Source organism: Devosia rhizoryzae, assembly GCF_016698665.1.
GTDB lineage: Bacteria > Pseudomonadota > Alphaproteobacteria > Rhizobiales > Devosiaceae > Devosia > Devosia rhizoryzae.
On sequence record NZ_CP068046.1, the window covers coordinates 3,040,310 to 3,054,816 of the forward strand.

Here is a 14,507-nt window from a genome sequence, read left to right on the forward strand (position 1 = left end):
GCTCAATCGTCGTCTCCCTGGTTGATGCTTCTGCTGGCGGTCTTTGGCAATTGAGCTGGAGGCTGCGGTGTAGGTGGGGTGGACGCCACAGGGGCAAGCGGCTCTGCAACTTGTTCGACAGGTGGATTTGCCAATGCATCGAGCTGCACCTGCTTGGGTGCAGCTTTGGTTCGTGTCGTCTTCGAGGTGGCAACGACCTTGCCCAAAGCGTTTTGGCCGACGGCAACTGGCGCATTGCCGATCACAGGGGCACCGGTCGACTGAGCCCCCGTGACGCGGAACTTTGCCACGACGCGTTCGTACGCCGGCTTGGTCAGAAGGTGAGTGGGCAAACCCGCTCGTTGCGCTGCCTTCTTGCCCTTCTCGGTAAGGGCTTCGTTCCCATCGATGCGGTAGCTGTCGCCGTCCTTCTGCGACTGCTTGACGAAATCGAGCACGGCCTGATTTCCGAGCAGTCGGTTTGATAGCGTCACGCCCTGGAACCGCTCATCTGTCGCCGAAACTTCAAGGAACTCGTCGTGCATCTCCATAGGAAACTTGGCTTGCAAGCCCTTCCTGAGATTGGACGGCACCAGCACGAACACCGTGCCCAAGTCCTCCGGATCGATGATCAAGGTCACCTTGGTTCTGAACCCGCGCTTCATCAGGATTTCGCCTAGTGCTGCGGAATTATAGGAAATGCCGAGATACAGCACGCCCTGGTTGTCCAGGGTGACGCCCTCATGCCGGAAGCCGAAGGCAGCGCGACGCTGGGCCAGAGTGATGGTCGCCGGTGCCCCGTTCTTGGTCAGCCTTTGCCATGCATTAAAGGGCGTTTCGTACGCTAAGCCCCGATGCTTCTTGTTGTGATAGACGTCAACGATGAAGCGGATAATGGCCTTGCGGAATTCGTCCACAGTGAGACTAGCCATCTTCTCGGCATCGTAGTCGGCCTTCTCCACGACGTTGCTGAAGGTTTGGCCGGTGAAGTATCGGCAGCATCGCCTTAGGTAGCGGAAGAAAGCCTCGATAGTACCGCGTTGGCGAGGATCCGGGTCTGGCCGCGTCACATCAAGACCCAACGCTGCTGCCGCCCCTTGGAATTCGCCCTTGAACACCGGACCGCCATCGGTGAACAAATTGTCCGGCTTGCCGAACATAGGCCAATCGCGCTTGGCACCGCCGTACTTGGCCATCTCGGCCTTGTCCTCGGTGATGGACTTGAGCGCGGCTTTGCTGGCCGGCGTGGATGGCGTGCTCTCGGAGACGTTCAACCCGACGATGGACCTGGTTCGACAGTCGATGGCAGCAGTGACAGTGCAACGGACCCGAGCGACGGCCGCGCGCTGCTTCTCATTCATCTTCGACCAGAATTCCGTAGGAGCCAGGATGGCCTGCAGGTCTGCCTCCCAATCGTCCATTTCGACGCGCTCGAGCGGCAGGTCGACTTCGACGCCCTTGCCGACGAGAGAATACTTACGCACCGCACGGTCGACGCCGAGACGCCCTACGTCGACGTAGAATGGGTCGAGGTTCGAGATGCGTCGGTTGACCGTGGCTTGGCTGACCGACGCCGGCGGTCGGTCCTTGTGCTTGGCATTGTACTTTCTGACCGCGATTTCGACCTGGTCGTGGATGTCCTTGCGGGTGGGGCATCCTCGATTGGCATATCCGTCGACGCACTCATCGACGATGGCGGAGAGTTCGGCATCCATTTGCGCGCGGTTGCCGCAGCGATGATACCGCGGCGCGAAGGCCGCCATGCGCTCGCCGGCACGGTTGTAGAGCCGCAACCAGTTCCGGAGGGTTGCGGGGCTCGGATAGTCGAAAGGCTTGTGCTCCTTGGCCGACTCATCCCCACCGGCGTGGCCTACAACCTTCACCGGACGACCGAGTGGCCGTGCCTCCTTGAACTTCTGGATGTACCAGCGGTTCATGAAGTGCATTTCGCTGTCGATGAAGATCTGCATCTCCTTGTCCGTCATCTTGGGCCGGAATGAGGTTGCCGAAGAGATCCGTGCGTTATGGAAGCGAACGCACCATTCGGTCTTCCACATCACCGTGCGGACCTGATCCTCCGAAAGGGCGAGCAGGTTGGAATCGTCTTGGCGCAAGCGCAGCTCGTTGAGGGCCTTGGTGTAATAGGCGGGCTCGACCTTGAAGTTCTTGAGACGCTGGTGCTCTGCGATCTTCTTGTCGGTCAGACGGATCTGATCGTCCAGCAGCAGCCCATCGGCGGTGAGCTGCAGGATATGGGCACCCCCGTCCTCGCCCTGTTCCTCCCAGCGGACATACCGATAGTTGGCCTTGCCGATCCTGATGCGGTCGTATCGGCCGAAGGTCTGGTGCCTGACAGTGATGGCGTTCATCGTAGGAGCCCTTGATTTCGTCCCGGCAACGTGGCGTCCCCACGTACTAGGACGGGTTAACAGGGAGCGGCGCGGCCGCCCCCGATTGCTCAGTTGGTGAAGAGATTGCCAAGGACGGTGTCCCGCCCCAGGCGTTCGTCGGCCGGGATAACCAGCTTGCCGGACTTGATCAGCGCGATGGCTGCTCGGCTGCCCCGCTGTCCGTCGCCGACGATGGCGTCGCAATCGGCTACTCGGACGGAACGACCTGCATTGGCCAGGACACCGGCAAGAGCCGCCTGGGCTTCGTAGTCGTGGTCCTTGCCGCAGCGGATGACCCAGCTGGCATTCCACAGCATGGTTCGGTTGATGCCGTCCTCGCCGAAAATGCGATAGTCGCTAGCGAAAGCGTCGCCCACTTCCTTGGCTGCTGCCTTGAGCAGGTCGTCGAGACCAGTAGAATCCTTGCGGTACTTCACGGCGCAGGCGGAGGTGCTACCATCCTTCCAGATGACCACGAAGTCGAAGTAATGCTTCACCAAGTTCTGTCCGACCGGAATCTCAAGGAGCTGCTGCTCACGGATCTCATGGACATCGGGATGCGCCATGAGAACCTGGAGCCACCAGGATTCCAAGCCGCTCTCGAACCAGACCTTGCGTCGTTGGAACGGATCGATCTTAAAGCCTGTCCTCGATCCGCGCTTGCGGCGGGGAATCTTGCGCTGAGCAACGCTGGGCGCAATAGTGATGGCCCGATCGACACGGGGGCCGACGAGTGGCCTAGACTATCGAGCAATCCTGTCCGGCGGGCGCGATGATGGTGCCCGAGAACGGCTCCAAGCCAGCCATTAGGGCGTCATACGCCTCGAAGAAAAGGTGGTTATCCTGGTACATAGCGGTCTCCATCCGTTGGTGCCGGGCACGACGACGGTCGTGCTGGCGGCCCGCCGGCCTTTGGCCAGGGGCAGGTCTTGTGCGGATGCGGGATGGAGGGTGGTAGAGCTACGCCGAGCGGGAATTCGCCCGATCAGCGTGCAAAGCTGCACCGCGGTCCAGCCGCGCGCCGAGGGGCGATATGTGACGAAGATTGCTCATGGTGCTGTCCATAGCCGTTGGATCCTTCAATTCCGGTAATCCAGTGCAGACGATTTTAACGAATGCTCAGGATGCGGCGTCCTGAGATTTTCGCGAAGGCACCGTTGGGAATGGCAGAACGCCGTCTCCGAGGCCGGGGTCATCGACCCCGGCCTTCCTGGCTGCCTCGATCTGCACGGACCGTGCAATGGCAACGAGGGATCGATGCGCTGCGTCCTCGAACGCTCGTTCGCCCAGTTCGTCGCCCACCCTGAGGAGTCTGGTCAGCACTCGAACGAGAAGATCATCCATTGCCGATCTCCTTCATCTGACGGGCGGCATGGACGCGATCGACGACCTCGAGGAATTTTGCGGGACCGATGTGTCGGTGCTCGATGAGCGCGTTGGCAACCGCTTCGATCAAGTCCACATGCCGCTGCGCCAGGGCGATGGTTTCGGCATAAAGTCGCTTCAGGTCCTGATCGACCACCGCCGTCATCCTGGGGTCCAAGGCCAGGATGTGGTCGACGCCGCCCTCATCGGCTCGATAGACCAAGCCATCGCCCATTCCGAGACCAAGGTGCATCAGTGCGACCTGGCGCGTGGCCACCGCGAGGTCGCTATGCTCGGAACCGCCGGATCCGGTGCCCACCGAAGCCAGCATCACCTGCTCGGCCGCACGACCACCCAACCTTTGCATGACGAGCTTCTCCACGTCCTCCTTGGTCGGCAGTCGGCCATCGTTCTCCACATGGGCGAAGCCGCCCCTGTCGCCACTCAAGACGATCGAGACGCCGAGGATGCGCCCCATGCCATTGACATGGGCGATCACGGCATGACCGGCCTCATGAATCGCGACGCGCCTCATCAGGTCGGGGGAGCGTTCCTCCTCGGGCGCTACCGCCGCAGTGAGGTCGACCATCATCATCGGTCGCTTGGCCGCCCGAGCACGACGACGGGCGGACTTTACGAATTCCACCACGTTGGCGCCGGTCGCTCCCATCGACAAGGAGGCTACCTGGGTCAGGTCCTCATCGGCAAGTTCACCACCAAGATGCTGGCGGAAGATGCCGGCCAACGCAGTTTCATCAGGGCGTTCGATCTCGATGATCCGGTTTAGGCGCCCAGGCCTTACCAGGGCGGCGTCGAGCTTCTCTGGGTGGTTGGTCGCGCCGATGACGATCAGATTCTCGGTGGCGCCCGAGATCGCTCCATCCAATACGGTCAGCAGGTGAGTGATGACAGGCAACCACCAGTCGGCTCCCCTCGGCGAAAGCGTGGCACGATTCGGGACGGCATCGATCTCGTCGAGAAACAGGATGGCCGGCGCCGCTGCCCGCGCTTGGGCAAAAGCCGAGTCGATCTGCTTGATCACCGAGTCCAAGAATCCGGGCGAATTTGCGAACCAACTTCCAACGCTGGTGGCGATGAGCGGAACACCGGCAGATCGTGCCAGGCTCTTCATCAATGTCGTCTTGCCGACGCCGGGCGGACCGGACAGCACTACGTTCGATGAAACTGCCGAGAATGGGATTTCACCGCGGCGCCAGGCATCGAGATCCTGAACCAACTCATTGCACCATTGTCTGGCAGCACCATAGCCGTGGAGATCCTCGAGCAGTGGCGCGTCGTCGACGCTCTGGTCGGGACGCACCTTCCGCAGGGCAGCAGCACGAAGCCGGTCGACACAGGCGCGGGCCGATGAACCGGAGCGAATGCTGGTGGCGATCTCACCGAAATCGAGCACCGAAACAGTACGGTCATCGAGACCGCGCGGCATTCTGCCGGTGACCGACTTGATCACCGCATTGACCACGCGAGCTGTCGGGTGAGGCAGGACCAGGGTCATGTCTGCTGCGGCAACCATGGCGTTGGGCAGCAGCGAGAGCTGTTGGGACACACCGAGGCACCTTCCTCCCATCGCGATTGCCTGGGTCGTTTGATCCTTCGTCACTTCGTCCTGCTGCGCCTGGTACTTGGGTGGCGCAGTCTTGCTGTGGTGGAAATCCCAGTCCGTTCCCATCCGGAAGTACCGATGGAGCGGTGCGACCCAATCGACGGATGGAGCCTGCGCCACCAGGCAGAAGGACTTCGTGTTCCTGATCTGCTCGATGCCGGCCATGCCGATGGCGTTCTCGACCAGGGCTTGCGGCAGCAGGAAATGGGCACCCCGCTTTGCGCCAATCGGCCTATTGCGCAGCTCTTCTGCTTCTGCGGCTTCGAGGACGTCGTTGTCCCAGATGTCTTCGTTGTTTTCGTCGGCCATGTTGAATCTCTTCGCCAGCAGCGGGGCGCAAGAATGCACCCGGCGGGCCGGTCCTCAATGCCCATGCGGGCGTGGTGATATCGGAATTGGTTCAGGCGCTCAGGAAGCGCGTTTGCCCGATATCGATATGAGGGCGAGATGCAAAGGAGCGAGCACGAACGCGCGTTCGGCATGATCGATGGCGATGTGCATGGTCTGCGACATGGCGGGTTCTCGCTGCAATGATGAACAGATAGTGAACCTCTTTCCCCCCGTCAATTCGAAATCGGCCTGAATCAGAAAAATAAATGATGCAACCAGTATCACTTTCGGAGTTGCGGTCGGGTAGGTTTGTGATATCGATAATATCATATAAGTGAGGGTTCGAATGCAGACTGCAAGCTGGGACGACATAGAGAAAGACGTGAAACTGGGGAGCTTCCTCATCACCGTGGCGGCGCAGAGCCTGGTTGGCGATCGTACCGTCGTGTCCAAAGGGATAGGGAAGGCTGCGCTGGGGAGTGCGTACGACCCTACCCGCTCGGCCGCATCTCAGGCAGACGAACTTTCCGACATCGAGCAGTTCGATGCGAAGGACACTCATTTCTGGAAGACGGCGAAGGCGTGTTTCGATTTCGTCCACGACGAAACCCCGCTCGACAAGATCGACACCGGCGACTTCCAGTCCGACACCCTCAATTGGATGACCTACTTCCTCTCGGCCATACCGCGGGACTCCTATGCGACGTCGTTGAGCGAGTACGCCAACCGCTTCCAGGAACGTCGGGACCGCGGCGACGAGGCGCCACTTCCGGGTTTGCACTTGGCGGCTGCCGCAAAGGCCAATCTTGCCGACTACCTTCAAAGCTTTCCTCGAAACTCGAAGCTGGAGTTGGGCTTCGCCCCTTTCGAGATTGCGGCGCTGGCCGGCATGAACATTTCGTCCGTGCGGAACTTCGTCGGGCCAGGAGGCACCAAGCCGATCCGATCGATGCCGTCTGAGTTGAAGCTGGGCGTGTACGGCGATCCGCTCGACACTTTGGAGTGGCTGGCAGGACGCCGAAACTTCAATGCTGGCAGCTTGAGCGCCGATTGGCCGACATGGGCAGCGGAACGCGCCAATACCATCGACGACGTCGGCGCACTGCTCGGCATCTATGCGTGGACCAACAGGATCACCACCGATGTCCTTGCGCAGCGCAGCGGCCTGCCAGTGGAAGTGATCAAGAAGTGGACGCGCGGCGATATCGGCACGATCGACGACGCCGCAGCGCTGGCCGGTGCCGCCGGCATAGATCCTGACATCTACACCGATCTGGTTGTGCGCCACAGCGGCGCCACGGCCCGAATCTGAAAAGGAGACCCTGCAATGTCGACCATCAACAAGAGTCTCAATGCCGACATGCTGCGCGACCCGAGGTGGCAGCCGCATCCGGAGCGCGCCGCCGGCGGCACCAAGTACATCTCCACCTTCCATAACCGGCGCGGCGATGCCATTGCTCTCGATCTAGGGTCGGGTGGGAAGAATGCGGTCTGGGTCGCTGCGCACTTGGCGCCTGGCAGCCTGATCCCGGCAATCGAGCGGGAGCTCTATCCAGCAGACAAGCCTCGGAACTCGAACCTCAACGTGACGGAGTTGAAAGGCAAGGCGTTGATGCGATTGTTCCCGACGTCCTTGAGCCAGGCGCGGCAGCTCGTCGAGCACTTCGCTCAGCTTTGACCCATCCCTGGCCGGGGTGAAGGCTGGCGGCGGGGAAGACCGCATCTTTCTTTGTTTGTTGCACAGCCCCTAGAGGGCCACTTGCCCGGCCATTTCGGTGGCCGGGTCTTTTCTGTTTAGGACAACATGCCAGGGGTTTACGTGCTCGTAATAGCTCGTCGGGAATAGCTTTTGGCTATATTCGCTGTAAGATATTGGAGGGTGAGAGAAATACTGCTTCTTGAGATGCATCAGCTCACGCCCGAATAGATGGAGAACCGACTCTGACTCACGGGTCGGCAGGGCAGGGATTATACGAGTGAGCGGAATTGATCTTGGGGAGCTGGTCCAGACGAGGATCGAGAACCTACGTCCGAAACTGTTAGACCTTGGACGTCGTAATCCGCTGATCTCGACAAAGCTTACGCCGCGCACCAGCACGTTGGTGAGGGCAGTCGATACACTGCCCGAGATTATTCGATACAGCCTTACCAATCAGGTCTCTGTTCGCTTCGCTGCCTTGCCGCCACTAGAGGATGACCCCCTAGACGAGCAGGTGCCACGGTTTCAAGACGCGCTCTCGAGCGCACGTCTTTACGATGAGGATTATCTGCAAGCGCTCGATGCTGTGGATCCGAATGCCGAGGACAGCGCGGATGTCGTTCTGAAGATCGAGCGCGATCTCAAAGACCGGGTCAGGGCGTTGCTCAATATGCCGCCCAGGCAGAAGAAGACCGAACTCTCGCTGCAAGAACACGCGCTCATCAATGGGGTCAAGCCAGGCTGGGACTTGCCTGAGCCGGACAATGCACCGGAAGATGGCTACTCCACTCCCGAGTTGCAGACGCTTCTGCTACCCGAAGACCTCGAGCGGAAGCTGAATGGTCTGATCGAGAAATTCCGCTCCTGGGAGCAGGAAACAGGCATAAACGTCCTGCACGTGGCCTTTGGCTTCCTAGAATGGCGTGAGCCAAATGGGTCGGAGTCTTCGTTCGCTCCGCTGGCACTTCTTCCGGTGAAATTGGAGAAGAAAAAGACCAAGGAAGGCGCTGAGTACTGGCTTCGGTCGGAGGGCGACGAGACCGAAACCAACTTCGTTTTGGGTGAGAAGCTTAGGCGCGAATTCAGTGTTGAACTGCCGAAATACACTGGCGGCTCCATCGAAGAGTACTTCCAGGAGGTTGCAGCAGCCGCGCCATCGACGATGTTCTGGCGAGTGCGCCGGCAGATGGTCGTCGGCATTTTCCCGTCGGCTCGAATGGCGATGTATGTCGACCTGGACACGCAGCGTCGCAGCTTCTCCGACAACGAGGTGGTGGCAAGCCTGTTCGGTGGTTCGGGACCGGGTGGCGATACGCCTTTCGCCGACGAGCACAACGTGGATGACCCGGCGATCGAGGCAAAGGCGCCTTACCTTGTTCTCGACGCCGACTCTTCGCAGTTCAGCACGATCGTCGATGTTGCCGACGGCAAGAATCTCGCTGTCGAGGGCCCTCCAGGAACAGGCAAATCGCAAACCATCGTCAACACCATTGCGAACGCGTTGGCGCAGGGAAAAAAGGTCCTGTTCGTGGCCGAGAAGATGGCCGCCCTGGAAGTCGTGAAATCTCGCCTCGAAGCCATTGGTTTGGGAGAATTTCTGCTTCCGCTTCAGGCGGAGCGCTCTTCTCGTGAACAAGTCGTGGAGTCCGTTCGCGCGCGCATCGAGCTCTACGACACCACCGGACCTCGTGACTACGACAGTCGTCTGGACAAATTCAGAGAGGTGCGGAGGGAGATCGGCGAATACATCGAGGCGATCTCATCGCAGTTCGGGAAGACGGGCCTCAAGGTCTACGACATCCTCGGCAAGGGCATCGCCACCAATGAAGTCCTGCAGAGCGCGCCGAGGAAATTGCAGACTCCAACGTTTCCGAACGTTGAGGGCATGCATGTCGTCCAGATCGAGTCGGCTCTGGATAAGGCGAAATCGCTTGCCGCAGCTTGGCATGAGACTGGAGAGGTCGGCGATTATTGGGCCGGGCTCGAATGCATTCCGGCAGACCGCTTCGTGGCGATGGACCTTGTGCGCATGGCAGAGGACGCTTCAAGGCTCTTCTCTGATTTCGCGTCCAGCCAGCAATCGCTAGTCGAACTTGGCTTCGAGGCTGATCTAACTGGAGAACCCTTGGCGTCGGTTCACGTCATGCTTGAGGAACTGACATCGATTTCCGATCGGGCTGATCCTGAGTTCGTTTGTGCGGTTCTTGACCATCAACGAACAGCCCATCTGCAGGAATTCCTCGCAGAATGTAAGGCGGCCCGCGGCTATCGAGAGGGCCTTGAGCAAGCGGTACACGAACCCGACTTGCCCAGCACGATAGACGCCCTGGGCAAATTGGCGGCCTTCAGCAGCGCAAATGATATAGCTTCTCTGAACGTCGAAGAGCTTGGTGAAGAAGTTTCGCGGCTGAGGAAGGTGCTCTCGGGCCTGTTGGAGGCGCACGGCAAGCTTGCCGAGTTCGTGCGCTATTGGTCGCCGGCTAGTTCGCTGCCAATCGATGTCATTTCCCGCGCGGGCGTGATGGTCAGAGCGACTGATGCTGGCGCTCTTGCCTTGAGGAGCGAGTTGACGGCGGGGCCGGTCGGAGCAGGCCTTCTGGAACAGCTTTGCCGTCACGGCCGTGACCTGCAGACAGAGCGGGAGACCCTCGCCAAGCAGTTGAACACCTCCACAACCCTGGATGCAGCCGAACTGCGCACTCACGCCAACGTCCTTTCAAAGGCAGGGGCATTGGCTTGGGTAACTGCTCCCTTCCGCAATGCCAAACGCGCCTATCTCGGCCTGAGTCAAAGGCCTGACTTCGATAAGGACGAAGCGGCGAGATCGCTCCTGGCTTTGGCGAAATGGAAGGATGACGTCAGAGCATTCAGCGATGACATCCAAGCTCGAAACGTCTTCGGCTTGCAGTTCCGTGGTATCGACACCGATTTCTTCGCGTTCGAGCTGCTGGGCAATTTCTACAAGGCCGTGGACACAGCTTTCCCGGGCCCGGCCTTCAGAGAGATCAGGGCGCTCCTCAAGACTGGCGACCTGGATCTGATCGCAACGATACCCGAAGTCAGTCTCGATGACCGGTCAGTGACATTCGGCCAGCTCGATCAGGAGGTGGCAAACCAGCGCCAGCAGATCGACCGCCTGGACCGCGTCATCACAGAGTTGCAAAGCCTGGTGGGCATCCTGAAGTCCCCTAGCAGCATTTCACCTGCCGCGCTGCCGGCGCTTCTCGAGGAGGCTCGGCAGTCCTCCGACCACCTTCAGCGCCTGGACGCACGGGAGGACATGTCGAAGCTGCTTGGGCAGCGCTTCAAAGGTCATCGCACGACCCGCGAGGTGTTTACCGCCGAGTTGTCGATGATCGATGCTCTGGATCGAGCAACGATTGGTCGAGACGGCGCCGTTGCTGCCGTACGTCAGCGTCGAGTCGCAGCTGCACGGGATGCCGCCAAGTCAGCGATTGACCTCGAGCTCAAGGCCAATGCCGCCTTGTCACTGCTTGTGACCAAGGCGGGTCGGACCCTTGCAGAAGACGTCTCGAAGCTTGGGACAAAGGAGGTTGCGCTCTATCTCGGCGAAGCCGCTCAGGACGAAGCCGGCATCTATGTGCATTCCCGGTTCGGCGTGGCTTGCGACGAAATGGACAAGCTCGGGCTTGGCTGGGTCCTGGATGAACTCGACGAGAACGGCATACCCATGACCGAACTGCCAGCTCTGCTGGAGGCGGTGATCTATCGAGCCATGGCCATGCGGGTCTACGATGTCCATGGGTCAAGGCTTGCGAAATATCCTGGCAAGAAGCTCGACGAGCTCCGGGCCACTCTGGCGCGCTTGGACACCGAGATCATCAAGCTGACCCGTCGGCAGCTTCGGGCCAACATTGCTCGATCTGCGAAACCGCCGGCTGGGAACTACGTTGGTCGAAAATCAGATCTGACGGAAATGGCGCTGCTTCAGAACGAGATGTCGAAGAAGCAGAAATTCCTGCCTGTCAGGGATCTGACCCGACGAGCTGGTCGCGCACTGCTGGAACTGAAACCCTGCTGGATGATGTCGCCTCTAGCCGTGGCTCAATATCTGCCACGCGATGCTGTTTTCGACCTATGCATAATCGATGAGGCGTCGCAGATGCCGCCTGAAGATGCCGTAGGTGCATTGTCGCGATCGAAGCAGGCAATGGTGGTGGGCGATACCAACCAGTTACCGCCAACAAGCTTCTTCCGTAAGATGATCGAGGATGAGGACCTGGATGAAGACGAAACCGTCCTCGATGAATCGATCCTGGAGATGGCCAACGGCGTCTTCCGTCCTGCCCGTCGCTTGCGGTGGCACTACCGGTCAAAGCATTCGGCACTGATCCAGTTCTCTAACCAGCACATCTATGACAACGACCTGATCGTCTTCCCATCACCGGCAGAAGGCCGCGACGACCTCGGTGTCTCGCTGGTCTCGGTCAACGGGAACTACAAGTCAGGGGTCAATCCCGATGAAGCCAAGGCGATGATCGAGGCCACCCTGCGCTTCATGCGGCAATATCCCGATAGATCCCTTGGTCTGGTCACGTTGAATCAGAAGCAGCGCGACCTGCTGCTCGAAGAATGGGCCCATCGCCTGGAGAAGGACGAGACCGCAACTGCCTATGTCGAAGCATGGGAGGAGAAGAACGATGGTCTTGAACGCTTCTTCATCAAGAACCTCGAGAACGTGCAGGGCGACGAGCGCGACGTGATCTTCATCGGCACTGTTTACGGCGCTGAAAAGGCTGGTGGACCGGTCATGCAGCGATTTGGGCCGATTTCAGGCTTGGCCGGCCGCCGCCGTCTCAACGTTCTGTTCTCGCGAGCCAAGCAGCAGATCGTGACCTTCTCATCGATGACCGCGGCGGACATCCGCGCAGAAGAGAGTGCCAATCCCGGTGCTTTCATGCTCAAGCGTTGGCTCGAATATTCTGCAACTGGCATCCTTCATGCCGGCGAGAACAAGAACATGGAGCCAGACTCCGAGTTCGAGGTATTCGTCATCAAGCAGCTGCATTCGATGGGCTTCGTGCCGGTGCCACAGGTAGGCGTTGCTGGCTTCAGGATCGACATCGGGATCAAGCATCCGTCCTGGCCGCATGGTTTCATCATGGGCGTCGAATGCGATGGTGCTGCCTATCATTCCTCGAAATCGGCCCGCGACCGCGACCGTCTGCGCGAGCAGGTCCTAAATGGGCTCGGTTGGAAACTGCACCGCATCTGGTCCACCGACTGGTTCAATGATCCCTCCAAGGAAGCAGGAAGGCTGAGACAGGCGGTCGAAGCGAGACTGGAAGAGCTCAAGAAGAAATCTGCGAGTGAAGCCTCTCGGCTCCAGGATCTGTTCCAGGCGCAGGCCCCGTCTCTCGCTGTTGCGCGAAACGACATCGAAGTTTCGGAGATCGTTCCGGCCGCGCCTGCACCGGCTCAACGGCCGGCAAAGACCACCCCACCTCCCAACGCCGTGGAAGTCGGCGACACGGTGCAGGTCATTTATCTGCAAGGCGATCGCACTGACCGCGAAGTCACTTTGAGCAAATCCAGGAATGCCCCGGAACTGGGCATCGTCCATATCAGCGAACCTCTGGGCATGGCTCTACTGGGCGCCGAAAAGGATGACGAGATAGAGGTCCTCGTTGGAGGCAGCATTCGCTTGGCCAAGGTTGGCGCCATACGAAAGGGCACGAGCGCTTCGTCGATGGAGTCCACCAAGAGCCCCGACATGCTTGTCTCGAGCCCTGTGGCGGCCGGCTCGGCACCAGCTATGCAGCAGGCTGAGCAGGCGGCGCATAGGTTGGATGCATCTACATTTTATGAAGCCAGCTATCGCCGCGTGCTCAAGCCCTACGCCTTGGATTTGATCGACCGGCTCGGTCCGATCACGTTCAGGCACCTCAGCGAGATCATTGCGCGAGCACATGGCTTTCAACGAACGGGTCCCCAGATCAAGCAGCAGGTCTGGGCATCCGTGTCGAAAGACCGGAAGACCTCTCGCGACAGCAATGGCGAGACGACCTTTTGGCCTGCCGGTCAGTCGCCAGTGGAGCTGGTGCCGTTCAGAGGCGCCAAGGTTGGCGACCAGCTAAGAGATTGGGATTTCGTCCCCCAAGCCGAGAAGCTGGGCTTGGCAATGGCTGTGATAAGCAATGGCAGGGGAGACCTTGCTGGACACATGGCCTCTCACATAGGGCTCTCCCGACTGAAGCAGACCACACGAGTGGAGTTGGAATCTCTGCTCAAGGAAGCCAAACAGATGCGGCAATGATGAAGCTGTTCTGACTTGGTCTACACTGATCCACGGGGCAGGCAGAAGCCCGCTTGATGATCTCCGTTCCAAACATTGTTCCCAGCGATTGCAGTGGCTGGGAACAATGTTTTTCAGCAAGGGTCATCCCAAAGCCTCGGCAGGTTGCTGAGATGCTTAACCGAGATGGGCATCGCACGGTCTCGAGCGCCAAGTGGACCCGAGGTTGACCTATTTCCTCTTGGGCCTCTTTTCCATGCCGACCGGAAAACTCGCGACCGTCGGTAGGCCGGCTGCATCCACGAGGTTGGGAAGCAGCGCACCACCGGCCTCCGGCTCAATGACCATTGAGAGTATAGCTGCCAAGCTCTCTCATATCGGCAGAGTGGTGCTTTCGACCGAGAATGACGGCGACTGAAGCCGAACATGATTTGTCTATGACGCTAAATCGGCCCCCAACTCCTTCAGACTCTGGCTGCTTGCCGATCAATGACGCCCGTGCATCGCGCTATTGTCCTTTGGCCGTCCGCCTTGGCACCAATCGATGCAACCACCCTTGATCCAAAAGTGGCAACCGCATTCGTTCAATTGATGGACGGAGGGCAGCAGCGTGGGCCTGCGCCAGAAGTCGATGGCGACGGTCCATTTGGGACGTCGTAAGGGGTTCAGCGACAGGTTGATGGTGCGACCGCATCCGCCCGGGCAGGTGAGGCAGGCCCATTTCTCAACGTCGCCATCGCGCACGACAACGAGTCTGCCTTGGGCGAGGCCAGCGTCGGACGGAAAGGTCGACGCCGTCTCGGCCAGGAAATCGAATTTCATCACGCCCAGGGCCCTGAGCAGTCTTGCCACGATCTTCCTCAT

Annotated in this window: 8 protein-coding genes; 3 read left to right on the forward strand and 5 right to left on the reverse strand. The window is 59.6% G+C overall.

Features of this window, described 5'->3' with window-relative positions; all coding sequences use genetic code 11:
- Positions 1–2: 2 nt before the first annotated feature.
- The 4 genes from JI748_RS14850 to JI748_RS14865 form a co-directional block, all read right to left on the reverse strand.
- Positions 3–2,348, reverse strand: coding sequence for a hypothetical protein (locus tag JI748_RS14850; RefSeq protein WP_201632362.1), 2,346 nt, complete (start codon positions 2,346–2,348; stop codon positions 3–5).
- An 89-nt stretch (positions 2,349–2,437) separates the two neighbouring features.
- On the reverse strand, positions 2,438–2,962 hold the full coding sequence (locus JI748_RS14855) for a TnsA endonuclease N-terminal domain-containing protein (protein WP_201632365.1): 525 nt from the start codon (positions 2,960–2,962) through the stop codon (positions 2,438–2,440).
- 526 nt (positions 2,963–3,488) lie between these two features.
- Positions 3,489–3,713, reverse strand: coding sequence for a hypothetical protein (locus JI748_RS14860; RefSeq protein WP_201632368.1), 225 nt, complete (start codon positions 3,711–3,713; stop codon positions 3,489–3,491).
- A complete protein-coding gene (locus JI748_RS14865) occupies positions 3,706–5,667 on the reverse strand; it encodes an AAA family ATPase (protein ID WP_201632385.1) in 1,962 nt (653 codons plus the stop codon). The genes JI748_RS14860 and JI748_RS14865 overlap by 8 nt, the downstream gene beginning before the upstream one ends.
- 367 nt (positions 5,668–6,034) lie before the next feature.
- Between JI748_RS14865 and JI748_RS14870 the strand changes: the two genes are divergently transcribed.
- The 3 genes from JI748_RS14870 to JI748_RS14880 all read left to right on the forward strand — a co-directional run bounded on the left by JI748_RS14870 (position 6,035) and on the right by JI748_RS14880 (position 13,664).
- Complete coding sequence (locus tag JI748_RS14870) at positions 6,035–7,000, forward strand: hypothetical protein (protein ID WP_201632387.1); 966 nt, start codon at positions 6,035–6,037, stop codon at positions 6,998–7,000.
- 15 nt (positions 7,001–7,015) lie between these two features.
- Positions 7,016–7,366, forward strand: a complete 351-nt coding sequence (locus JI748_RS14875) for a hypothetical protein (protein ID WP_201632389.1) — start codon at positions 7,016–7,018, stop codon at positions 7,364–7,366.
- A 298-nt stretch (positions 7,367–7,664) separates the two neighbouring features.
- Positions 7,665–13,664, forward strand: a complete 6,000-nt coding sequence (locus JI748_RS14880; RefSeq protein WP_201632391.1) for a DUF4011 domain-containing protein — start codon at positions 7,665–7,667, stop codon at positions 13,662–13,664.
- Positions 13,665–14,129: 465 nt separating this feature from the next.
- Here the strand turns inward: JI748_RS14880 and JI748_RS14885 are convergent, their stop codons facing one another.
- Entirely contained in the window at positions 14,130–14,507 is a 378-nt protein-coding gene (locus JI748_RS14885; protein WP_201632394.1) for a DUF6527 family protein, read from the reverse strand.